The sequence below is a fragment of the Streptomyces sp. NPDC060198 genome (genome assembly GCF_042728415.1).
GTDB lineage: Bacteria > Actinomycetota > Actinomycetes > Streptomycetales > Streptomycetaceae > Streptomyces.
On the sequence record NZ_JBHWZJ010000017.1, the window covers coordinates 1 to 22492 of the forward strand.

22 protein-coding genes are annotated in these 22492 nt (G+C 70.5%); 18 read left to right on the plus strand and 4 right to left on the minus strand.

Annotated features, from left to right (window positions below; all coding sequences use genetic code 11):
- Positions 1 to 2115: LuxR C-terminal-related transcriptional regulator (locus tag ACFWEP_RS04495; protein ID WP_387365420.1), on the plus strand; the 2115-nt coding region annotated here is incomplete at its 5' end.
- 28 nt (positions 2116 to 2143) lie between these two features.
- Here ACFWEP_RS04495 and ACFWEP_RS04500 read toward each other — a convergent pair.
- Positions 2144 to 3886, minus strand: a complete 1743-nt coding sequence (locus ACFWEP_RS04500) for a 3-hydroxyacyl-CoA dehydrogenase family protein (protein ID WP_387365423.1) — start codon at positions 3884 to 3886, stop codon at positions 2144 to 2146.
- A gap of 32 nt (positions 3887 to 3918) precedes the next feature.
- The gene (gene ccrA, locus ACFWEP_RS04505) at positions 3919 to 5262 is read right to left on the minus strand and encodes a crotonyl-CoA carboxylase/reductase (protein ID WP_387365426.1); all 1344 of its coding nucleotides are present in this window, start codon (positions 5260 to 5262) and stop codon (positions 3919 to 3921) included.
- A gap of 241 nt (positions 5263 to 5503) precedes the next feature.
- Between ccrA and ACFWEP_RS04510 the strand changes: the two genes are divergently transcribed.
- Both ACFWEP_RS04510 and ACFWEP_RS04515 read left to right on the plus strand, forming a co-directional pair.
- Positions 5504 to 6265, plus strand: coding sequence for a thioesterase II family protein (locus tag ACFWEP_RS04510; protein ID WP_387365429.1), 762 nt, complete (start codon positions 5504 to 5506; stop codon positions 6263 to 6265).
- Complete coding sequence (locus tag ACFWEP_RS04515; RefSeq protein WP_387365432.1) at positions 6262 to 7275, plus strand: 3-oxoacyl-ACP synthase III family protein; 1014 nt, start codon at positions 6262 to 6264, stop codon at positions 7273 to 7275. Before ACFWEP_RS04510 ends, ACFWEP_RS04515 begins: the two co-directional genes overlap by 4 nt.
- A 91-nt stretch (positions 7276 to 7366) precedes the next feature.
- On the opposite strand, the gene ACFWEP_RS04520 is transcribed toward ACFWEP_RS04515, so the two are convergent.
- Positions 7367 to 7879, minus strand: coding sequence for a hypothetical protein (locus ACFWEP_RS04520; protein WP_387365435.1), 513 nt, complete (start codon positions 7877 to 7879; stop codon positions 7367 to 7369).
- A 70-nt stretch (positions 7880 to 7949) separates the two neighbouring features.
- Here ACFWEP_RS04520 and ACFWEP_RS04525 point away from each other — a divergent pair, with 70 nt between their 5' ends.
- The 4 genes from ACFWEP_RS04525 to ACFWEP_RS04540 all read left to right on the plus strand — a co-directional run bounded on the left by ACFWEP_RS04525 (position 7950) and on the right by ACFWEP_RS04540 (position 11637).
- Entirely contained in the window at positions 7950 to 9239 is a 1290-nt protein-coding gene (locus ACFWEP_RS04525) for an alpha/beta fold hydrolase (protein ID WP_387365438.1), read from the plus strand.
- Positions 9240 to 9252: 13 nt separating this feature from the next.
- On the plus strand, positions 9253 to 9900 hold the full coding sequence (locus ACFWEP_RS04530) for an MBL fold metallo-hydrolase (protein ID WP_387365440.1): 648 nt from the start codon (positions 9253 to 9255) through the stop codon (positions 9898 to 9900).
- A gap of 93 nt (positions 9901 to 9993) precedes the next feature.
- The gene (locus ACFWEP_RS04535) at positions 9994 to 10773 is read left to right on the plus strand and encodes an exodeoxyribonuclease III (protein WP_387365443.1); all 780 of its coding nucleotides are present in this window, start codon (positions 9994 to 9996) and stop codon (positions 10771 to 10773) included.
- A 114-nt stretch (positions 10774 to 10887) separates the two neighbouring features.
- Positions 10888 to 11637 (plus strand): Clp protease N-terminal domain-containing protein, encoded by a 750-nt coding sequence (locus ACFWEP_RS04540; protein ID WP_387365446.1) that lies wholly within the window; start codon positions 10888 to 10890, stop codon positions 11635 to 11637.
- A 57-nt stretch (positions 11638 to 11694) separates the two neighbouring features.
- On the opposite strand, the gene ACFWEP_RS04545 is transcribed toward ACFWEP_RS04540, so the two are convergent.
- Positions 11695 to 12474: an SDR family NAD(P)-dependent oxidoreductase gene (locus ACFWEP_RS04545; RefSeq protein ID WP_387365449.1), complete on the minus strand. Its 780-nt coding sequence runs from the start codon at positions 12472 to 12474 to the stop codon at positions 11695 to 11697.
- A 109-nt stretch (positions 12475 to 12583) separates the two neighbouring features.
- Between ACFWEP_RS04545 and ACFWEP_RS04550 the strand changes: the two genes are divergently transcribed.
- From ACFWEP_RS04550 to ACFWEP_RS04600, 11 genes are all read left to right on the plus strand, one after another.
- Positions 12584 to 13024: a DUF6278 family protein gene (locus ACFWEP_RS04550; RefSeq protein ID WP_387365452.1), complete on the plus strand. Its 441-nt coding sequence runs from the start codon at positions 12584 to 12586 to the stop codon at positions 13022 to 13024.
- 166 nt (positions 13025 to 13190) lie between these two features.
- Positions 13191 to 13934: an amino acid ABC transporter ATP-binding protein gene (locus tag ACFWEP_RS04555; protein WP_387365455.1), complete on the plus strand. Its 744-nt coding sequence runs from the start codon at positions 13191 to 13193 to the stop codon at positions 13932 to 13934.
- 14 nt (positions 13935 to 13948) lie between these two features.
- On the plus strand, positions 13949 to 14860 hold the full coding sequence (locus tag ACFWEP_RS04560; protein ID WP_387365458.1) for a glutamate ABC transporter substrate-binding protein: 912 nt from the start codon (positions 13949 to 13951) through the stop codon (positions 14858 to 14860).
- A 13-nt stretch (positions 14861 to 14873) separates the two neighbouring features.
- The gene (locus tag ACFWEP_RS04565) at positions 14874 to 15518 is read left to right on the plus strand and encodes an amino acid ABC transporter permease (protein ID WP_387365461.1); all 645 of its coding nucleotides are present in this window, start codon (positions 14874 to 14876) and stop codon (positions 15516 to 15518) included.
- Positions 15515 to 16378 (plus strand): amino acid ABC transporter permease, encoded by an 864-nt coding sequence (locus tag ACFWEP_RS04570; RefSeq protein WP_387365464.1) that lies wholly within the window; start codon positions 15515 to 15517, stop codon positions 16376 to 16378. Before ACFWEP_RS04565 ends, ACFWEP_RS04570 begins: the two co-directional genes overlap by 4 nt.
- A gap of 1011 nt (positions 16379 to 17389) precedes the next feature.
- Entirely contained in the window at positions 17390 to 17719 is a 330-nt protein-coding gene (locus ACFWEP_RS04575) for a TcmI family type II polyketide cyclase (RefSeq protein ID WP_387365467.1), read from the plus strand.
- The gene (locus tag ACFWEP_RS04580; protein ID WP_387365470.1) at positions 17716 to 18987 is read left to right on the plus strand and encodes a beta-ketoacyl-[acyl-carrier-protein] synthase family protein; all 1272 of its coding nucleotides are present in this window, start codon (positions 17716 to 17718) and stop codon (positions 18985 to 18987) included. Before ACFWEP_RS04575 ends, ACFWEP_RS04580 begins: the two co-directional genes overlap by 4 nt.
- A complete protein-coding gene (locus ACFWEP_RS04585; protein WP_387365473.1) occupies positions 18984 to 20222 on the plus strand; it encodes a ketosynthase chain-length factor in 1239 nt (412 codons plus the stop codon). Before ACFWEP_RS04580 ends, ACFWEP_RS04585 begins: the two co-directional genes overlap by 4 nt.
- A gap of 22 nt (positions 20223 to 20244) precedes the next feature.
- Complete coding sequence (locus ACFWEP_RS04590; RefSeq protein WP_387365476.1) at positions 20245 to 20514, plus strand: phosphopantetheine-binding protein; 270 nt, start codon at positions 20245 to 20247, stop codon at positions 20512 to 20514.
- A 79-nt stretch (positions 20515 to 20593) separates the two neighbouring features.
- Complete coding sequence (gene fabG, locus ACFWEP_RS04595) at positions 20594 to 21388, plus strand: 3-oxoacyl-ACP reductase FabG (RefSeq protein ID WP_387365479.1); 795 nt, start codon at positions 20594 to 20596, stop codon at positions 21386 to 21388.
- Between the two features lie 150 nt (positions 21389 to 21538).
- Positions 21539 to 22492: an aromatase/cyclase gene (locus ACFWEP_RS04600; protein ID WP_387365482.1), complete on the plus strand. Its 954-nt coding sequence runs from the start codon at positions 21539 to 21541 to the stop codon at positions 22490 to 22492.

Below are 22492 nucleotides of genomic sequence, written 5' to 3' on the forward strand. Positions count from 1 at the left end.
GGCGGCTCCGCCCTGACCGCCGACTGTCTGCGCAACCCGGAGTTCACCCTGATCCGCCTTTCCCCCCTGTCCACGGAGTGCACCGAGAGCCTGATAGCCGAGCACCTCGGCCAGGACCGAGCGGTGCTGGTGGCTCCCGCCCTGCACCGCGCTTCAGGGGGGAGCCCCCTGCTTCTGCAGGCGCTGCTGTGGGACTGCTCCGCCGGGCAGGTCACCGAGACCGGGACCCCGGCGGGCGGCGAGTTCTTCCGGCTCGCGGTCCGTTACGTCCTCGACCAGCTCGGCCCCGACGAGCTGCGGGTCGCCAACGCCCTGGCAGTCCTCGGCACGTCGGCCACGCTCGACTGTCTCGACCGGGTCCTCCAGCTCCGCGCCGGTCTCGCGATGTCCGCGCTCGACGCGGTGGGCCTCACCGAAGGGGGCCGGTGGTACCGGACCGAGGGGGCCCGCACCGCCGTCCTGGAGGGAACGGCGCCCGAGGAGCGCACGGCCCTGCACCGAACGGCCGCCCGGGTGCTCCACGAAGGCGGCGCTGCGCCGGCCCAGGTGGCCCAGCACCTCGTCGGCGCCGGCTCCTGCGAGGAACCCTGGGCCATCCCGGTGCTGCGGGAGGCCGCCGCCCAGGCACTCGCCCACCACGACGAGAAGGGGGCCGTGACCTGCCTGCGGCTGGCGTACGACGCGTGTACGAGCGCGCGACAACGAGCCATGGTCCGCGTCGAACTCGCCCAGGCGGAATGGGAGACCGCCCCCGGCGCGGTCCGGCGCCATGTCGACAGGCTCCTGGAGGATCACGACAACGGCTATCTGAGCTGCGGGCAGAGCTTGACTCTGATTACCTATCTGCTCTGGCTCGGCCGTCCTGAGGAAGCCGCTGCTCTCTTCGCCGATCTGGACGGCGTACGGGACGAGTTGTCCGGCGAGCTGCGGGTGCGGCTGGACACCATGCACGTCTGGTTCGCCTACTTCTACCCGGCGCTCGGGGCACACGAGCACGGAACGGCACCCACCGAAGGATCGGGTCTCGGCAGCGGCGTCATCGCCGTGGACCCGCACTCGGACGGCGCCCTCGTGCTGTCGTCGCTGCTCTCCCAAGGGCCGACCGGTGGAGCGCTCGATGCCGCCGAGCGACTCCTTGAAGGCGTGGTGCTGCACGATCCGCCGGTGGCGCCCGCCATGGCCGCGCTTGTCTCGCTCATCCGGGCCGCCCGGCTCGACCGCGCCGCCGAGTGGTGCGAAGTGCTCGTACGCGGCGCCGGTCCGCGCACCCCGCAGGCCCGCGCGATCTTCGCTGCGGCGAGTGCGACGGTCGAGAGCTGGCTGGGCAACTTCGCACTCGCCCGACAGCGGGCGGACGAGGCGCTGACTCTGATCCCGGCCCAGGCGTGGGGCGTCGCGATCGGTCTGCCCTTGTCCGCCAAGGTGCTGGCGTGCGCCGAACTCGGCGACATCGAGGCATCAGCCGAGTGCTTCCGCATTCCCGTTCCGCCCGTGATGTTCCAGACCCTGCCCGGCCTGCACTACCTGCAGGCTAGGGGCCGCCACCACCTTTCCGTCGGCCGGTACCAGGCGGCGCTCGGGGATTTCTACGCCTGCAGGGACCTGATGGCCGCCTGGAAGCTCGACGTCTCTGTGTTCACGGCGTGGCGCGTGTACGCGGCCGAGGCGCTGATCGAGGTCGACAGTACCGGCCAGGCCCGTGAGCTCCTCACCGCTGAGCTGGCCGAGCCGGACCCGGGCAGCGGCTGGCTCCGCTCGCGCGCGCTCGCGCTTTTCGAGCGGGTCACACCGCAGACCCGGAACTCGCCCTCGGTACCTTTCGGCCCTTCGGCCCGAACTCCGGCCCGGCCCACGATCCCGTCCCCAGCCGCGTCGCTGGTCCCGTCACCGTCCGCCGAGCCCGAGCGCGCCACCGGCGAAGGGCTCACCCGGGCCGAACACCGGGTCGCCCTCATGGCCTCGGAGGGGCTGACCAACCGCGAGATCGCCGAGCGGCTTTTCGTCACGCCCAGCACGGTCGAGCAGCACCTCACCCGCATTTACCACAAGTTGGGCGTACGGGGGCGACGCGCTCTGCCGCAGGCGCTCGCGGACCAGGCCGGGGCCAGGCCTTGAGCGACCTGCGGTGGGCTGCCGGCCCGGGTCAAGCCCTGGTCGACCGGGTGAACCCGGTTCCGGTCTTGCGACCGAGACAGCCCTGTGCCACCAACTGCGCGAGTGCCAGGGGCGGTTCGAAACCGCCCTCCGGGAACTCCTGGTGCAGCCTCCTCAGGATGGCCAGCGAGACGTCCAGGCCGATGCTGTCGAGCAGCGTGAAAGGCCCCATGGGGTAGTCGAAGCCGCGCCGCACCGCCGCGTCGAGTTCCTCGATGCCGATGTCCTCTTGGTCCAACAGCTCGACGGCGTCGGCGAGATAAGGGAACAGCAGGTGGTTGACGATGAAGCCCGACCGGTCCGCGCACTCCACCACCGTCTTGCCGAGCCGGTCGCAGAAGGCGCGGGCCACCGCCATGCTGTGATCGCTGGTCGCCGGGGTCCGGACGAGTTCGACCAGCTTCATGACCGGAGCCGGATTGAAGAAGTGCAGGCCCAGACCGTCGGCGCTGCGGCCGGACGCCTCGGTGCAGCTCCGCACGGACAGGCTGGACGTGGTGGTGGCGAGCAGGGTGCCGGGGCTGCACACCGAGCCGAGCGAGGCGAACAGGGACCGTTTGACCACGAGGTCCTCGGCGGCGGCCTCGATCACCAGGTGGCAGTCGCTCAACGCTGTTACGGAGTCGGTGGCTTCGAGCAGTGAGAGGCCGCGGGCCCTGTCGTCGGGGTGGACCCTGCCCCGGCGTACGGATCTGGTCAGGGATGCCTCGACGGCGTCCACGGCGAGCCGCGCCTTTTCGGGGGAGCGGGCCACGAGGACGGCGGGCACCCCGGCGAGCACGGCGCACTCGACGATCCCCCTGGCCATTGTCCCGGACCCGAGCACGCCCACCCGTCCGACCGTCATCTCCGGTCCAGCCTCGGCGGCTGCGACCCGCGCTTCGACCCGGCCGCCGTCCTCACCGTAACGGTGGAAGCCCTGCCCGCTCTTCCGGCCGAGAACGCCGTCCCGGACCATCGACGTGAGCAGCTTCGCGGGCCGGAACCTGGATTCTCCGGTACGGGCATGCAGGTCGGACAGGACCGCGTGCACCGTGTCCAGGCCGACCTCGTCGAGGAGTTCCAGCGGTCCCAGAGGCAGACCGCAGCCCAGGCGCATGGCGGTGTCGATGTCGTCCTGCCCGGCGTAGCCCTGTTCGACCATGGCGACGGCACGGTTGAGGAACGCGTACACGAGGCCGGTCGCCGCACGGCTCGGACGCGCGCCCAGGGCGCTCGGCGTCAGGCCGACCTCCACGAGCAGCTCCTCCAGGGCGGCCAGGGCGGTGCCCTCACTCATGGAGGTGGGCACCGCCTCGACGGCTCCGCCGACGCGCACAGGCCGCAGCATCCGCAGCCCCAGGGTCCGGCCAGGGCGCCCCGAGGCGATGGCGAGGCGGGCCGGCGGCAGCGCGGCGGTGACGCTGACCAGGACCGTGGGATCCGGGCAGACGCTGTTGAGGCGTCGCAACACCTGGGACTTGACCGCCAGGTCCTCGGGCACCGCCTCGATCACCACGTCGGCCGATCCGAGAGCCGCGGTGTCGTTCGTCAGCGTGTAGGCGCCTGGGGCGACGGGACCGCCCTCCTCTCCGGTAGGCGCTGTCTTCATGCGCTGCTCCACTGCCGCCACCACGTCGAGTTCGCGGTCCACTCCGACGACGTCGTATCCCGCGGCGTTCAGAAGGCGGAGCAGAGGTTCCCCGACGGAGCCGAGACCGACGACTCCCACCAAGGGGGATTTCCGGGCCATTTCTCGCGTTCCTTGTCTGTGTCTGTATGGAGTCAGCGCGCCGTGACGCGGAAGCGGTTGATGGCGTCGATGTGCTGTTCGCGCTTGTCGTGATCGCGGACGCCGAGGCCCTCTCGGGGGGCGAGGGCGAGAACGCCGACCTTGCCCTGGTGGAGGTTGCGGTGGACGTCGTACGCGGCCTGTCCGGCCTCTTCGAGGGAGTAGACCTTGGAAAGAGTGGGATGGATCTTGCCCTTGGCGACGAGGCGGTTGGCTTCCCATGCCTCGCGGTAGTTGGCGAAATGGGAGCCGATGATGCGCTTGAGAGACATCCACAGGTAGCGATTGTCGTATTCGTGCATGTAACCGGAAGTGGAGGCGCAGGTGGTGATGGTGCCGCCCTTGCGGGTGACGTAAACGGATGCGCCGAAGGTTTCGCGGCCGGGGTGTTCAAAAACGATATCGATGTCCTCGCCCCCGGTGAACTCGCGGATGCGCCGGCCGAAGCGCTTCCATTCACGCGGGTCCTGCGTGTGTTCGTCCTTCCAGAATTTGTAACCCTCGGCGTTACGGTCGATGACGGCTTCGGCGCCCATGGACCGGCAGATGTCGGCCTTCTCGGGGCTGGAGACGACACAGATCGGGTTGGCGCCGCCGGCGAGCGCGAGCTGGGTGGCGTAGGAGCCCAGGCCGCCGGAGGCGCCCCAGACGAGCACGTTGTCGCCCTGCTTCATGCCGGCACCGTTGCGCGAGACGAGCTGGCGGTAGGCGGTGGAGTTGACCAGGCCGGGGGCGGCTGCCTCCTCCCAGCTGAGATGGCCGGGCTTGGGCATCAGCTGATTGGACTTGACCAGCGCGATCTCCGCCAGGCCGCCGAAGTTGGTCTCGAAGCCCCAGATCCGCTGCTCGGGGTCGAGCATGGTGTCGTTGTGCCCGTCCGAGCTCTCCAGTTCCACGGACAGGCAGTGCGCGACCACTTCGTCGCCGGGCTTCCAGGAGTTGACGCCCGGGCCGGTCCGCAGGACCACGCCCGCGAGGTCCGAACCGATCACGTGATACGGCAGGTCATGCCGTTTGGCGAGGTCGCTGAGCTTGCCGTAGCGCTCCAGGAACTTGAAGGCCGACAGAGGCTCGAAGATCGAGCTCCACACCGAGTTGTAGTTCACGGACGACGCCATGACGGCCACCAGGGCCTCGCCGGGTCCGAGTTCCGGTACCGGGACCTCCTCGACGTGAAGCGACTTCCTGGGGTCCTTCTCCTCGGACCGCATGCCCGCGAACATCCCTTCGTCCTCCTTTCGGATGACGACGCCCCGATAGCTCGCCGGAACCCTCAGGTTCGCGAAATCTTCGGACGTCGCCTCACCGGAAAGGATGGTGCTCACTATGTCTTTCACGTGGAATACCTCAAAGAAGAAAGAGAGGGCGAGAATTTCGCGGGAATCTTTCCACGACTGTAGAGTCCGCCGCGAATGGGAAGTACCCCTAAATTGCGCACCCGTGAAGTTCGTACCCCCTACGGGGCCTCGACTCGGGGAGGTGTCCGGGGAACTAGGGGGTTGCTGGTCGCTCGCGGCCTCCTGCACTGTCGTGGCGAGCAGCTATGGCAGGCAAGCAGGCAAGCAGGCAAGGGCAGGAATGACCAACAGCAACATTGACGGCGCGGCGTGGATACGACGGTTCCATACGTCTCCCGACGCGGATGTGCGACTGATGTGCTTCCCGCACGCGGGCGGTTCGGCCAGTTTCTTCTTCCCGGTGTCGAAGGGGCTGGCGCCGCGCGTGGAAGTGCTGGCGATGCAGTACCCGGGGCGCCAGGATCGCCGCTCGGAGCCCAACGTCCCCGACATGGCCCACATGGCCGACCGGGCAGCCGAGTCGCTGCTTCCCTGGACCGACAAGCCGTTCGCTCTGTTCGGGCACAGCATGGGGGCCACGCTCGCCTACGAGGTCGCGCGCAGGCTCCAGGACGCCGGGCGGCCCGCCCATGCGCTCTTCGTGTCCGGACGGCGGGCCCCGCACCGCAATCTGGACGACGGGCTGCACCTGCTCTCCGACGATGAGATCGTCGCCGATATCGGGGCCCTGGACGGCACGGGTGCGCGTGTCTTCGGCGACGCGGAGCTCATGGAACTGGTGCTGCCCGCGATCCGCAGCGACTACCAGGCGGCGGAGACCTACCGGTACGTCCCCGGGCCGGTCCTGACCAACCCCGTGCATGCCCTGACGGGATTCTCCGACGCGCGGGTCGACGTGGGCGAGTTGCATCACTGGAAGGAGCACACCGAGGCCGGCTTCGACCTGACGGTGTTCTCCGGCGGCCACTTCTACCTGGCGGAACAGCTCGAAGTGATCCTGGAACTCATCCGCACCCGACTCTTCGAGGGCGTCCGCACATGACCGCGTACTCGCTTCCCGTGACCCCCGTCGGTGTCCTCGGGACGGGTTCCTACCTGCCCGCGCGAACTGTCCCGAACGACGAGGTGGCGGCACTCGCCGGCGTGACGGCGGAGTGGATCGAGCGCAAAACGGGCGTGGTCGAGCGGCGTTACGCCGCCGACGACGAGGCCGCGTCCGACCTGGCGGCGCACGCTGCGGCACGGGCCCTGGAGGACGCGGGGGTCCGCGCCGAGGATGTGGCCTGGACCATCGTCGCCACCTCCACGCCCGACCACCCGCAGCCCGCCACAGCCGCCCTCGTGCAGTACCGGATCGGCGCGGTGAACGCGGCCGGGTTCGACGTGAACGCCGTGTGCGCCGGGTTCGTCGTGGCGCTCCAGACCGCCGCGTCCCTGCTCGCCGGTGACCCCACCGGACAGAGCCGGGCGCTGGTCGTGGGGACCGAGGTGTACTCCCGGATCATCGATCGCTCCGACCGCCGCACGGCGCCCCTGTTCGGCGACGGAGCGGGTGCCGTCGTGCTCGGCCCGGTCGGGGAGCGGCACGGGATCCTCGGCACCGGTCTGGTCACCGAGGGGCATCTGCACGACCTCATCGGGGTGGCGGCCGGAGGAAGCAGGACCCCGGCGTCTGCTGAGACGCTCGCCCGTCACGAGCACTCCTTTCGGATGCGGGGCCGTGACGTTCGCGAGTACGTGATGAGGGAGTTGCCCCCGGCCGTCGCGGGTCTCCTCGACCACTTGGGCGTCAAGCCCGACGAGATCGACCATTTCGTGCCGCACCAGGCCAACGGCGCCATGCTCCGGGATGCCTGGGAGGTACTCGGCTTGCCCCGCGCCCGAGCGCACCTGCCGGTCTCCCTGCACGGAAACACCGGTGCGGCATCGATCCCGCTCGCGCTCGACGACGCACACCGCGCCGGGAAGTTGTGCGACGGCGAGTTGGTGCTGCTCGCCGGGTTCGGCGGTGGGATGACCCTCGGCACCGGTTTGCTCAGCTGGGTCGGTTGACAGCGGCCCGCGCGGGATGCCCCGCCCCGGACGACGACCATCGCGACGGGGCAAACCCTGGCTGACGCGGCACTGGACCGGGGAAACGGTCTCAGTCGCGTCGCAGCCGCCCTGAGCGAGTGGTCCGGTAGGCGGCCTTTCGCCGGGCGCTGATGTCGACAGGCAGGCCGGGCAGTGGCGCGGTGATGGTGCGCTTACCCTCCGGGCGGCGGGCAGCCTCGACAATGCGCTCACTCGGCACCGATACGGCCAGGGCGTGGTGATCAAGGCGTCGAGCGATCGGATCCTCCCTCTCCCTCCGGTGCCCGGCGATCTCGTGCAGGCCGTCCTCCGTGCCGCCGAGGTACGCAACACCTCGGTCGCGGACGTATCGGTACAGGCCGTCGCTCGGGAAGCAGGTCTGTCCCGCAGTACGCTCCTGCGCCGCCTCGGCGGGCTCCGGCACGCGCGGGACGAGGCCGTCCGCGCTACGGGCATCGACCCCGGCGGTCAGGAGCCGGTCCGCGAGCGGGCCGTCGTGGCCGGAGCGAAGCGTCTGAGCGACGATGGGCCTGGAGCCTTCGCCCTGACACGGGTAGCGGCTGCCGCCGACTGTCCGGTCCACAGCCTCTCTGCCGCTTTCGACGGCCGACCCGGTTCCGTGAGAGATTGTAAGAGATGAGAGGGTCGGGCGGGTGAGCGAGACATCATCGAACACCCTCCAATACCGCTTTGACGGGCCAGAAGACGCCCCGGTCCTGGTGATCGGCCCCTCCCTGGGTACCACTTGGCACATGTGGGACCGCCAGATACCGGACCTCTCCCAGCACTACCGGGTGCTGCGGTACGACCTGCCGGGCCACGGCGGCGCACCGGCCCGTCCGGCGGTCTCCGTCGCCGAACTCGGCGACCGGCTGATCGCCACCCTCGACTCCCTCGGCGTCCAGCGCTTCGGGTACGCGGGGTGCTCCATCGGCGGCGCCGTCGGTGCCGATCTGGCGCTGCGCCACCCCCACCGGGTGGCCTCGCTCGCTCTCGTGGCGGTCTCGCCCAGATTCGGCAGCGCCGACGAGTTCCGCCAGCGCGGGGTGATCGTCCGTACCAACGGCCTGGAGCCCATCGCCCGCAGCTCTCCCGAGCGCTGGTTCACGCCCGGGTTCGCCGCCGCGCAGTCCGCCATCGTCGAGTGGGCCGTGCAGATGGTGCGTACCACCGACCCCGGGTGCTACATCGCCGCGTGCGAGGCGCTCGCGTCCTTCGACATCCGCGGCGAGCTGGGCCGCATCGGTGTGCCCACGCTCGTCGTGGTGGGCGCCGAGGACCGGGTCACCGGCCCCGCCGAGGCGCGCACCCTGGTCGCGGGCATCCCCGACGCCCGCCTCGCCCTGGTGCCGGGGGCCTCGCACCTCGCGCCGGTGGAGCAGCCGGCCGCGGTGATGGACCTGCTGTTCACCCATTTCTCGACCACCTGGCAGGACACCCTCGGTGCCGTTCCGGTCGTCGTGTCCTCCGCCCCTCCCGCGGCCGTCCCGCCGCTCTCCGCTCCGTACGCGCCCGTCGCGGAGATCGCGCCGCCGGCCCCGCGCGCGGTCGACGCGGAGCGTACGGACCGCCACGCGGTAGGTACGAAGGTCCGCAGGGAGGTGCTCGGCGACGCCCACGTGGACCGGGCCGGCGACGCCACCGACCCGTTCACCGAGGACTTCGAGGATCTCGTCACCCGCTACGCGTGGGGCGAGGTCTGGAACCGCGAGGGTCTCGACCGCCGTACCCGCAGCTGCGTCACCCTCACCGCGCTGATCGCGTCCGGCCGGCTGGAGGGCCTCGCCGCACACCTGCGGGCGGCGCTGCGCAACGGCCTCACCCCCGCCGAGATCAAGGAAGTGCTGCTCCAGACCGCCGTGTACTGCGGGATTCCCGCCGCCGGGGCCGCGTTCGCCGTGGCCCAGTCCGTGATTCAGGAAGAAACGACACCGCCCGCGTAGCAGGATGGAGACCATGAACGCATCGCCTCTCACGCTCACCAAGAAGCGGCATTCCTGCGTCCGCCTGGACAAGGACGGGCGGGCCCTCGTCATCGACCCGGGTGGTTTCTCCGGGGAGGACGAGGCCGTCGGCGCCGACGCCATCCTGGTGACCCACGAGCACCCGGACCACTTCGACGAGGGCCGGCTGAGGGCGGCCCTGGAGGCCGACCCGGCGGCGGAGATCTGGACGCTGCGCAGTGTCGCCGAGCAGTTGGCGGCGGCCTTCCCCGGGCGGGTGCACACCGTCGGCCACGGCGACACCTTCAGCGCCGCCGGGTTCGACGTCCAGGTCCACGGCGAGCTCCACGCGGTGATCCACCCCGACATCCCGCGCATCACCAACGTGGGCTTCCTCGTCGACGGCGCGGTCTTCCACCCGGGCGACGCGCTCACTGTTCCCGAGCAGCCGGTCGACACCCTGCTGCTGCCGGTGATGGCCCCGTGGAGCAAGATCTCGGAGGTCATCGACTACGTCCGCGAGGTCGGGCCGCGCCGGGCCATCGACATCCACGACGCCCTGCTCACCGACCTGGCCCGGCCGATCTACGACGGCCAGATCGGCGCACTCGGCGGCAGCGACCACGGCCGGATGGCGCCGGGGGAGCGCACCGGGCTCTGAGGTCCCGCCCCGTTCCCGAGGCTCTCCCGCAGCAGGCGGGCAAGGTCCGTGCCAGGTCCGCGACTGTCGGTGGCAGCGGTTAGGTTGGGTTCCATGCGCATCGCCACGTGGAACGTCAACTCGATCACCGCCCGGCTGCCGAGGCTGCTGGCCTGGCTGGAGAGCACCGGCACCGATGTGCTGTGCGTCCAGGAGACCAAGTGCACGGCCGAGCAGTTCCCCGCCGACGAACTGCGGGAGTTGGGGTACGAATCCGCCGTGAACGCCACCGGCCGGTGGAACGGCGTGGCGCTGATCTCCCGGGTGGGCCTCGACGACGTGGTCACGGGCCTGCCGGGCGGCCCCGCGTACGACGGTACGGAGGAGCCCCGGGCGATCTCCGCGACCTGCGGGCCCGTCCGGCTCTGGTCCGTCTACGTACCCAACGGCCGCGAGGTCACGCACGAGCACTACGCGTACAAGCTGCGCTGGCTGGAGGCGCTGCGCGGCGCCGTCGCCGCGGACGCGACGGGGCCCCGGCCCTTCGCGGTGCTGGGCGACTACAACGTCGCACCCACCGACGAGGACGTGTGGGACCCGGCGCTCTTCGAGGGCGCCACCCACGTCACCCCCGCCGAGCGGGACGCCCTCGCCGCACTGCGCGAGCAGGGGCTGAGCGACGTGGTGCCGCGCCCCCTGAAGTACGACCACCCGTTCACCTTCTGGGACTACCGCGAGCTGCGCTTCCCGAAGAACAGGGGCATGCGGATCGACCTCGCCTACGGCAACGCCCCGTTCACCGCCGCCGTGAAGGACGCCTACGTCGACCGCGAGGCGCGCAAGGGCAAGGGCGCCTCGGACCACGCCCCGGTCGTGGTGGACCTGGAGTTCTGAGGACCGGGTCCGGAGGGCGGAGGCCGATACCCGGGTACCCGCGGCCTCGCCGACACGTCACCGACTGACAACCGAAGGTTGACACCCTCCCGAGTGTCAACTTAAGGTTGACACATGACGCAACCGGCATCAGTGAACCCGCCCGTGCGCCTCGACGACCTCATCGAGGCCATCAAGAAGTCCCACTCGGACACCCTGGAGCAGCTCTCCGGCGCGGTCGTCGCGGCCGACCACCTCGGTGACATCGCGGACCACCTCATCGGCCACTTCGTGGACCAGGCCCGCCGCTCGGGCGCCTCCTGGACCGACATCGGCAGGAGTATGGGGGTGACCCGGCAGGCCGCACAGAAGCGTTTCGTCCCGAAGAAGCCGGACGATTCCGCGGACCTGGACCCCAACGAGGGCTTCGCCCGGTTCACCCCGCGCGCCCGGAACGTCGCGGTCGCCGCCCACAACGAGGCCCACCTCGCCGGGAACACCGAGGTTCTTCCCGCGCACCTGGTGCTCGGCCTCGTCGCCGATACCGAAGGTGTCGGCGCCCGGGTGATCGCGGCGCGGGGCGTCACCCCGGAAGCCGTGCGCGCCGCGGCCCTCGCCGCGCTCCCGCCCGCCGCCGACGAGGTTCCCGAGCTGATCCCGTACGACGCCGGCTCCCGCAAGGTCCTGGAACTCACCTTCCGCGAGGCCCTCAGGCTCGGCCACGCCTACGTGGGAACCGAGCACATCCTGCTGGCCCTGCTGGAGCACGAGGGCGGCGACGGGGTGCTCACCGGCCTCGGGATCGACAAGCAGCACGCGTCCGCAGCCGCTGAAGCCCTGGTCGCGGCCGCCACCGGGGCGACCCGGAACCCGCCCGGCGCCTGACCCGCGCGCGGGGGCGTCCGCACCGTGGACGCCCCCGCGAGCACCCGAGCGCCCGCCTCAGTGGACGGAGAGCCCGCCGTCCACGAAGAGCGACTGCCCGGTCACGTACGCCGAGCCGGGACCGGCCAGGAACACCGCGGCGGCGGCGAAGTCCTCGGCCAGCCCGTTGCGCCCCACCATGGTGCGGGCGGCCAGTGCCGCCACCTTCTCCGGGTCCGAGGAGAGCCGGGCGTTCAGCGGGGTCATCACGAAGCCGGGGACCAGGGTGTTCGCCGTGACCCCGTGCCGCGACCACGCCTCCGCCTGGGACCGGGCCAGCGACTCCAGCCCGCCCTTGGAAACGCCGTACGCCCCGCTGTTCACGAAGGCCCGGTGCGCCTGCTGCGAGGTGATGTGGATGAGCCGCCCGTACCCGCGCTCCGCCATCCCCGGCCCGAACCGCTCGCCGAGCAGATAGGGGGCCTTGAGATTGATCGACATCGTGGTGTCCCAGACGTCCTCGTCCAGCTCACCCATCGGCGGACGCAGGTTGATTCCGGCGCAGTTCACCACGATGTCCGGCTCCCCGGACCGGGCGACCACGGCGTCGGCCGCCCGCCGGACCCCGTCGGTCGTGGCGAGGTCCGCGCTCACCCAGCCGACGCGGCAGCCTGCCTCGGTCAACTCGTCCACGGTCGACTTCAGTTCCGCCTCGCGGCGGGCCACGACGGTCACCTCGGCGCCCGCGCGGGCGAGCGCCTCCGTGATCGCCCGGCCGATGCCGGAGCTGCCGCCGGTGACGAGGGCGGTCCTGCCTTCCAGGGAGAAGAGTCCGGAGAGATAGTCCTGTGTGCTCATCCCGGCAGCTTACGGAGCGGCCGGTGCCCCTTCCGTTCCGGGTACCACGCCCAGGTGCGTGGAGCGCGCCCTGTGGCGTACGGGGGGACGAAAGTGCGACTCTTGCGGGGTGAACATCCCCTTCTTGGACAACTGGCGCAAGCGTCAAGGCGGTACGCGCGCGGTGACGCTGGCGGAGACCGCCGCGACCGACCCCGCCGGCCTCGCGGAAGTTCTCGCGGAGTGCGAGCTGTTGCGCGTCCGCGCGGGGAGCAGTGGACTCGAACTGGACGACACGCCAGGCTCGTTGACCGCGCTCGACCAACTGCCGCCGCGCTGGCGCGACGATCCGGAGGAGGTGCCGTGGATGGGGAACGACGCGGGCCTGTACCTCGGCACCGTGCTCGTGCGGACCGTGCCCGGCGCCCGGTGGGACATCTGGCCGAGCGGGCAGCCCGTCGTGCTGCTGGCCTCCGGACGGGAGATCGACGTCGTCGGGGCGGGCCTGGACTGGGCGGTCTACGGCAGCCCCGAGCTGTCCCAGGTGTACGCGGAGGCGGCCGAGGAGTGACACCCGGGTGTCCGGCCCGTACGTCCGGGGCATCCGGCCCCGGCTCACCGGACACCACCTAGATAAACAGCCTTTTGCCCTGTTTGCGTGTCGGGCGTGAAGTCCCTTACCCATGCGGATAGTTTCCGCTGAGCCGACACACAGCGACACATGGGCAGGGCAGCGTATGGCCGTCGATCCGTTGATCGATCTGCGGGACGTCAACAAGCACTTCGGAGAGTTGCACGTTCTGCGGGACATCAATCTCACCGTCGGCCGCGGGGAGGTGGTCGTGGTCATCGGCCCCTCCGGCTCCGGAAAGTCCACGCTCTGCCGTGCGATCAACCGACTGGAGACGATCGAGTCGGGCCGGATCACGATCGACGGGAAGCCGCTCCCCGAGGAGGGCAAGGGGCTGGCGCGGCTCAGGGCCGAAGTCGGCATGGTCTTCCAGTCGTTCAACCTGTTCGCGCACAAGACCGTGCTGGCCAACGTCTCGCTCGCGCAGATGAAGGTGCGCGGGCGGAAGAAGCCGGTGGCCGACGCCCGTTCCAGGGAGCTCCTGGAGCGCGTGGGGCTCGCCGCGCACGCCGACAAGTTCCCCGCGCAGCTCTCCGGAGGACAGCAGCAGCGCGTGGCCATCGCCCGTGCCCTCGCCATGGACCCCAAGGCCCTCCTCTTCGACGAGCCCACCTCGGCACTCGACCCGGAGATGATCAACGAGGTGCTGGAGGTCATGCAGCAGCTGGCGCGGGACGGAATGACCATGGTCGTCGTCACCCATGAGATGGGCTTCGCCCGTTCCGCCGCGAACCGGGTGGTGTTCATGGCGGACGGACTCATCGTCGAGGACCGCACGCCGGAGGAGTTCTTCACCGCCCCGGAGAGCGACCGCGCCAAGGACTTCCTGTCCAAGATCCTCAAGCACTGACGGGAGGCTCCGCCTTGCGTACGAAGAAGACCACCGCACTGCTGGCCGCCCTGCTGCTGGCGGTACTCGCCGCCGGGTGCGGCAAAGAGGGCAGCCCGCCGGTCAAGGGACCCAAGGCCGACGCGCTGCCGCACTACACGGTGAACACCGGCTTCCGGCTCCCCGCGTCGAAGACCTGGACCAGTGCCGAGCGGCGGGGCCGCCTGGTGATCGGGGCCAAGGAGGACCAGCCCTACCTCGGCGAGAAGGACCCGGCCACCGGGGTCTACTCCGGATTCGACATCGAGATCGCCACGATGGTGGCGGCCTACCTCGGATTCGGTCCGAAGGACATCGAGTTCAAGACCATCGCCTCGGCCAACCGCGAGACCGCCCTGCAGAACGGCCAGATCGACTACTACGTCGGCACCTACACCATCAACGACATGCGCAAGAAGCTCGTCGGGTTCGCCGGCCCGTACTTCATGGCCGGACAGGGACTCCTGGTGCGCACCGACGAGAACGACATCCACGGCCCCCAGGACCTGGCCGGCAAGACGGTCTGCTCGGCCGCCGGGTCCACCCCCTACCAGCGCATCGCCGCCGACTACCCGAAGGCGGACCTGGTCGCCTACGACACGTACTCCATCTGCGTCGACAACCTGCTGACCTATCAGGTCGACGTCGTCACGACGGACGACGCGATCCTGCTGGGCTTCGCGGCGAAGGCGCCGGACGAGATGAAGGTCGTCGGCAAGCCCTTCTCCGAGGAGCCGTACGGCATCGGAGTGCCGCGCAGTGACAACGCCCTGCGGGCCGCGATCAACGACGCGCTGGAGGAGAACGAGAAGAACGGCAACTGGAAGAAGGCGTTCGAAGCGACGCTGGGGCTCTCCGGAGTGCCCGCACCGACGCCGCCGCCCATCGACCGCTACCCGGCGAACTGAGGGACCGGCCACCATGGACGTACTGACAGAGAACTTCTCGCTCTACGGCAAAGGGTTCCTCGGCACCCTCGAACTCACGGTCTTCGCCTCGCTCCTCGCCCTGGTGCTCGGCTTCGTCATGGCCTCCTTCCGGGTGGCCCCGGTCGGCTCGCTCCGGCTCGTCGGCACCGTCTGGGTGACGGTGCTGCGCAACACCCCGCTCACCCTGCTGTTCTTCGCCGTCCTCCTCGGCCTGCCGCGCTTCGGCCTCGTCCTGCCGTTCAACGTCTTCGCCGTCCTGGCGCTCGGCTGCTACACCTCGGCGTTCATCTGCGAGGTGCTGCGCTCCGGCATCAACACCGTGCCCACCGGCCAGGGAGAGGCGGCCCGGAGCCTCGGGATGTCCTTCGGGCAGACCCTGAACACGGTGGTGCTGCCGCAGGCGTTCCGTTCCGTGATCCCGCCGGTCGGCTCGACGCTCATCGCGCTCGCCAAGAACTCGGCGATCGCCGGCGCCTTCAGCGTCACGGAGCTGCTCGGCACCTACAAGACCCTCAACGAGCTCGGCTACAGCATCATCTGGACCTTCGTCTGGATCGCCGTCGGCTACCTCATCATCACCCTGTCCATCAGCGCGCTCTTCACCGTGCTGGAGAAGCGCTGGGGAGTGACCCGATGACCACCCACGCCGCACCCGCCGCCACCGCGCTCTACGACATCCCGGGGCCCGAAGCCCGCAAGCGGCACCTCCTCTACGGGATCGCCGCCACGATCCTGGTCGCCGCTCTCGTCGGCTGGATCATCTATCTCCTCATCGACACCGGCCAGTTCGCCGCAGCCAAGTGGAATCCCTTCACCTACAAGGGAATCCAGGAACTGCTGCTGCGGGGCCTGGGTAACACCCTCAAGGCGTTCGGGTACGCGGCGGTGCTCTCGCTGGCACTCGGCGCGGTCCTGGCCGTCGGCCGGCTCTCCGTACATCGGCCGGTCCGCTGGATCGCCACCCTGCTGGTCGAGTTCTTCCGGGCCATGCCCGTGCTGGTGATGATCTTCTTCATCTTCGTGGCGCTGAAGGTCCAGCCGCTGCCCGCCCTGGTCGCCGGGCTGACCCTCTACAACGGTTCGGTGCTGGCCGAGGTGTTTCGTACCGGCATCAACTCGGTGGAGCGCGGCCAGCGGGAGGCCGCGTACGCACTGGGGATGCGCAAAACGCAGGTCACGGCTTCCGTGCTCGCGCCCCAGGCGGTACGCGCCATGATGCCGACCATCATCAGCCAGCTCGTGGTGGCCCTGAAGGACACCTCGCTGGGCTATCTGATCACCTACGAGGAGTTCCTCCACGCGGGGAAGCTCATCGCCTCGAACCTCGACTACGACCTGCCGTTCATCCCGGTCGTGATGGTGATCTCCCCCATCTACATCGGGATGTGCATGCTCCTCTCGTGGTTCGCCACCTGGATGGCCAAGCGCCAGCGCCGCAACCCGAAGACGGAGGCCGTGGAAGTCTCACCGGCCGGACCTGGACCCCTGTTGCCCTGAGGGGGCCCGGCGGATCAACCCCGGACACCCCGGCCGGCCAGCAGCCGGTGATCACCTCCCGCGCGCCCGGAACCCGGACGTTTTCCCGGACCCGGCCCGCGCGGGGAGAAGGTCAGCTGCATGCCGGTGAACCCGCCGAAAGGCAGAGGGGGCGTTGCCCAACCGAAGTACCGGAAGGTGCCGTTGACGGAGAACGGGCCGTCGTCGTGGGGATGCACGACGAAGGCCCGTTCTCCGTGTGCGGCTGCGTCGGCGCTGTCGCGGCTGCTCCTCGGGGTGCGCCCGCCCGCCCCCCACCGCGCCCGGAACGCGCCCGCGACCCGGCGTCCCGAGCCTGCCGCACTGTGGCGTGTCTCCCGTCCGTCCCGCGTTTCGCATCCCTCCCCGGACCCTTTCCTGTCATTGGTCCGCTGGGATCTGACGTCGGTGCGCTGCCTCTGACATAGCTGACGATTCCCTGAACCGAACCGCCTTGTCCGCGTCTCCGCGACCGTCGAACCTTGAGGTCACGGCCTGGTGGCGTGTCCTGGAGAGGTGGGCGAAGTCCGGTGGAACCTGTGACGGGCGGTTCGTGGGAGTGGGCGGGAACGGGGTGCGCGGACGGCTCGGCCGTCGGGCGCACGCCGCGGCCCGGCCGCGCCGCACGGCCGCCCGTCCGGCCGGCCGGCCCCGTCCACGAGGCGCCGACAGCCGCTGTTCGCGTGGTTCGTGGCGTGCACGCCGCCGTGAGGGCCTCTTCGTCCGTCGACCCCGCGCCCGGGGCACCGGCCGCCGCCGCCGAAGCCGGCGTCCGTGTTCCCGTCGTCGCGCACTGTCGGCCCACCGGCTGACCCGAGCGGCCCGTTCTCCGGGCCGCGCCCCTTCGCGCCCCTCCGAGCGCGCCCCTCTGAACGCGCCCGTCCGGGAGCGTCCGTCCGTGCGCAACGTCCACGCAGGCAGCGCCGGAAGGTCCCGCAGCGGGCGCGCGACGCCGCAGTCATGTCATGAACGCAACATAATCAGGAGTGAGTCATGCACAGCACGCTGATCGTGGCACGGATGGAACCGGGCGCGAGCGGTGACGTCGCCCGGCTGTTCACCGGGTTCGACGCCACCGCGATGCCGCACCGGATGGGCACCCGCCGACGCCAGTTGTTCTCCTACCGAGGCCTGTACTTCCACCTCCAGGACTTCGACGAGGACAACGGCGGCGCCCTGATCGAGGAGGCCAAGACCGACCCCCGCTTCATCGGCATCAGTGAGGACCTCAAGCCGTTCATCGAGGCGTACGACCCCGCGACCTGGCGCTCCCCGGCCGACGCGATGGCCAAGCGCTTCTACACGTGGGAGGCGTCCGCGTGAGCGAGCGCCGCGTCGTCATCACCGGCGTCGAGGTGCTCGCACCCGGCGGGGTGGGCGTCAAGGACTTCTGGAGCCTGCTCAGCGAGGGCCGCACCGCGACCCGGGGCATCACCTTCTTCGACCCCGCGCCGTTCCGCTCCCGCGTCGCCGCCGAGATCGACTTCGACCCGTACGAGCACGGGCTGACGCCCCAGGAGGTCCGGCGGATGGACCGTGCCGCGCAGTTCGCGGTCGTCGCCGCGCGCGGCGCGGTCGCCGACAGCGGCATCGCCACCGGTGCACTCGACCCGTACCGGATCGGCGTCTCCGTCGGCAGCGCCGTCGGCGCCACCATGGGACTGGACGAGGAGTACCGCGTCGTCAGCGACGGCGGGCGGCTCGACCTCGTCGACCACCGGTACGCCGCGCCCCATCTCTACGGTCACCTCGTCCCCAGCTCGTTCGCCGCCGAGGTGGCCTGGGCGGTCGGCGCGGAAGGCCCCAGCACCGTGGTCTCCACCGGCTGCACCTCCGGCATCGACTCCGTCGGCTACGCCGCCGAACTGATCCGCGAGGGCAGCGCGGACGTGATGGTCGCGGGTTCGTCGGACGCACCGATCTCCCCGATCACCATGGCCTGCTTCGACGCCATCAAGGCCACCACACCTCGCCACGACGACCCCGCGCACGCCTCCCGCCCGTTCGACGGAACCCGCAACGGATTCGTTCTGGGGGAGGGCGCCGCCGTGTTCGTGATCGAGGAGCTGGAGAGCGCCCGCCGCCGAGGGGCGCACATCTACGCCGAGATCGCCGGCTACGCCACGCGCTCGAACGCCTACCACATGACCGGACTGCGTCCCGACGGCGCCGAGATGGCCGAGGCGATCCGGGTCGCGCTGGACGAGGCGCGGCTGCCCGTGGAGTCGATCGACTACATCAACGCGCACGGCTCGGGCACCAAGCAGAACGACCGGCACGAGACGGCCGCGTTCAAGAAGAGCCTCGGCGACCACGCCTACCGGACGCCGGTCAGCTCGATCAAGTCGATGGTGGGCCACTCGTTGGGGGCGATCGGTTCCATCGAGATCGCGGCGTCCGTCCTCGCCATGGAGCACGACGTGGTCCCGCCCACCGCGAACCTGCACACCCCCGACCCCGAGTGCGACCTCGACTACGTGCCGCTGCACGCCCGGGACCAGCTCACCGACGCGGTGCTCACCGTCGGCAGCGGGTTCGGCGGGTTCCAGAGCGCGATGGTGCTGGCCGACCCGGAGAGGAGGGCGGCGTGACCACCCCTTCCTCCGTCGTCGTCACCGGCCTCGGTGTCGCCTCGCCCAACGGCCTCGGTACCAAGGACTACTGGGCGGCCACCCGCGGTGGGAAGAGCGGCATCGGCCGGCTCACCCGCTTCGACCCGTCCCCCTACCCGGCCAGACTCGCCGGCGAGGTACCCGGCTTCACCGCCGAGGACCATCTGCCGAGCCGCCTCATCCCGCAGACCGACCGGATGACCAGGATCGCCCTCGCCGCCGCTGACTGGGCGCTCGCCGACGCCGGGGTGCGCCCCGAGGAGCTCGACGCGTTCGACATGGGCGTGGTCACCGCCAGCGCCTCCGGAGGCTTCGAGTTCGGTCAGAACGAGCTGCGCAAACTGTGGAGCCAGGGCAGCAAGTTCGTCTCCGCCTACCAGTCCTTCGCCTGGTTCTACGCCGTCAACAGCGGACAGATCTCCATCCGCAACGGCATGAAGGGGCCGAGCGGGGTCGTCGTCGGGGACCAGGCCGGCGGACTCGACGCCGTGGCCCAGGCCCGCCGCCAGATCCGCAAGGGCACCCGGCTCGTCGTCTCCGGCGGAATCGACGCCTCCCTCTGCCCCTGGGGCTGGGTCGCGCAGCTCGCGAGCGGCCGGCTCAGCACCAGCGAGGAACCGAGCCGCGCCTATCTGCCCTTCGACCCTGACGCCCGGGGGCACGTGCCCGGCGAGGGCGGCGCGATCCTCATCCTGGAGGACGCGGAAGCCGCCAGGGAACGCGGCGCCCGCGACTACGGGGAGATCGCCGGATACGGCTCCACCTTCGACCCCAAACCCGGCTCCGGACGCCCGCCCGGCCTGCGCAAGGCCATCGAACTCGCGCTGGAGGACGCCTCGTCGGACCCGGAGGGCATCGACGTCGTCTTCGCCGACGGTGCGGCCGACCCCGGACTCGACCAGGCCGAGGCCGAGGCGATCACCGCCGTCTTCGGGGAGCGCCGCGTGCCGGTCAGCGTGCCCAAGACCATGACCGGCCGACTCTACTCGGGCGGTGCCCCGCTCGACGTGGCCGCCGCCCTGCTGGCGCTGCGCGACGGGTTGATCCCCGCCGCCGTGAACGTGCGGCCTTCGCCCGGCCACCCGCTCGACCTCGTCGTCGACCGGCCCCGCCCGGCCGCTCTGCGCACCGCGCTCGTGCTCGCCCGTGGCCACGGTGGATTCAACTCCGCCGTCGTGCTGCGCGCCCCCGCCGAGCCCCGCCCCGCCCACTGACCCGACCAGTTGAGGACTCCCCATGCCTGCCGCAGAGTTCACCCTCGCCGACCTCGAACGGATCCTCCGGGAGGCCGCCGGTGCCGAAGAGAGCACCGACTTCCACGACGCCGTCCTGGACACCGATTTCGGGTCCCTCGGTTACGAGTCGCTGGCGCTCCTGGAGACCGGCGGAAGTATCGAACGCGAGTACGGCGTCACTCTCGACGACGACGCGCTGACCGACACCACCACGCCGCGCGCGCTCATCAAGGTCGTCAACGAACTGCTGTCCGCGTCCGCCACCTCCTGACGTCCGCCACCCTCCTGACGTTCGCCACCTCCTGACGCCACCTCCTGACGTCCGCCACCTGCTGAGAGGACCATCCACCATGACCGCCACCACCAGCGAGGCAGGCCGCATCGCCCTCGTCACGGGAGCCACCAGCGGCATCGGACTCGCCGTCGCCCGACTGCTCGGCGCGCAGGGCCACCGGGTCTTCATCGGCGCCCGCGACGCCGTGAACGTCGAGTCCACCGTCAAGGAACTCGCCGCCGACGGGCTGACCGTCGCCGGAGCCGTCGTCGACGTCCGGGACGCCGACGCCGTACGGGAGTTCGTACAGGCCGCCGTCGACCGGTTCGGCACCGTCGACGTGCTGGTCAACAACGCCGGCCGGTCCGGCGGCGGCGTCACCGCCGACATCGCCGACGAACTCTGGGAGGACGTCATCGAGACCAATCTGACCAGCGTCTTCCGGGTCACCCGCGAGGTTCTCACCACCGGCGGCCTCCGCCACAAGGACCGCGGTCGCATCATCAACATCGCCTCCACCGCCGGAAAGCAGGGCGTGGTCCTAGGAGCCCCCTACTCCGCCTCCAAACACGGTGTCGTCGGCTTCACCAAAGCCCTCGGCAACGAACTGGCGCCCACCGGGATCACCGTCAACGCCGTCTGCCCCGGATACGTCGAGACGCCGATGGCCCAGCGGGTCCGGCAGGGATACGCCGAGGCGTGGGACACCACCGAGGACGCGATCCTGGAGAAGTTCCAGGCCAAGATCCCGCTCGGCCGGTACTCCACCCCCGAGGAGGTCGCCGGTCTGGTCGGCTACCTCGCCTCCGACCCCGCCGGTTCCATCACGGCCCAGGCGCTGAACGTCTGCGGCGGCCTCGGCAACTTCTGACCGCCGCGTAACCCGGCCCCGGGGCGACGGCCAGCCCACCCGCGATGTCGGCCCCGGGCCGACCGCCAGGCCCGTCCGCGTAACCCAGCCCCGGGCCGACCGCATGACCCGTCCGTGAAGCCCAGCCCCCGAACCTGAGGAGCAGTGACCATGACGACCCGTGAGGTCGAGCACGAGATCGCCGTCGACGCCCCCGCACCGGCGGTATACCGCCTGTTGGCCGAGGTGGTGAACTGGCCGCGCATCTTCCCGCCGACGATCCACGTCGACCAGGTGGAGCGGAGCGAGGGTGAGGAACGCATCCGGATCTGGGCCACCGCCGGCGTAGGCGGAGAGGCCAAGAACTGGACCTCGCGCCGCACCCTGGACCCGGAAGGCCTGCGCATCACCTTCCGGCAGGAGATCAGCGCCCCGCCGGTCGCCGCCATGGGCGGCACCTGGATCGTCGAACCGCTCGACGGGGACAGGGCACGGGTGCGGCTGCTCCACGACTACCGCGCCGTCGACGACGATCCCGCCGGGCTCGCCTGGATCGACGACGCCGTCGACCGCAACAGCCGCTCCGAGCTCGCCGCCCTCAAGACCAACGTCGAGGCGGCCCACGCGGCCGAGGAGCTGACGTTCTCGTTCACCGACAGCGTCCAGGTCGCGGGGGCCGCGAAGGACCTCTTCGACTTCGTCGACCAGGCCGACCGTTGGGAGGAGCGGCTGCCGCACGTGGCCACCGTGCGGCTCACCGAAGACGCCCCCGGGCTCCAGACGCTGGAGATGGACACCCGCGCCAAGGACGGCTCCACCCACACCACGAAGTCGTACCGGGTGACGTTCCCGCACCGGCGCATCGTCTACAAGCAGGTCACCCTGCCCGCCCTGCTGACCCTGCACACCGGCGTCTGGACCTTCGACGAGGGGCCCGACGGCACGGTCGCCTCCTCCCAGCACACCGTCACCCTGAACACCGAGAACATCCCCGCGGTGCTCGGCCCCGACGCCGGCGTGTCCGACGCCCGCGCCTATGTGCACTCCGCCCTGTCCACCAACAGCCTCGCCACCCTCGGGCACGCCAGGACGTACGCCGAGAACCTCGCAGGGGAGCAGGGCTGA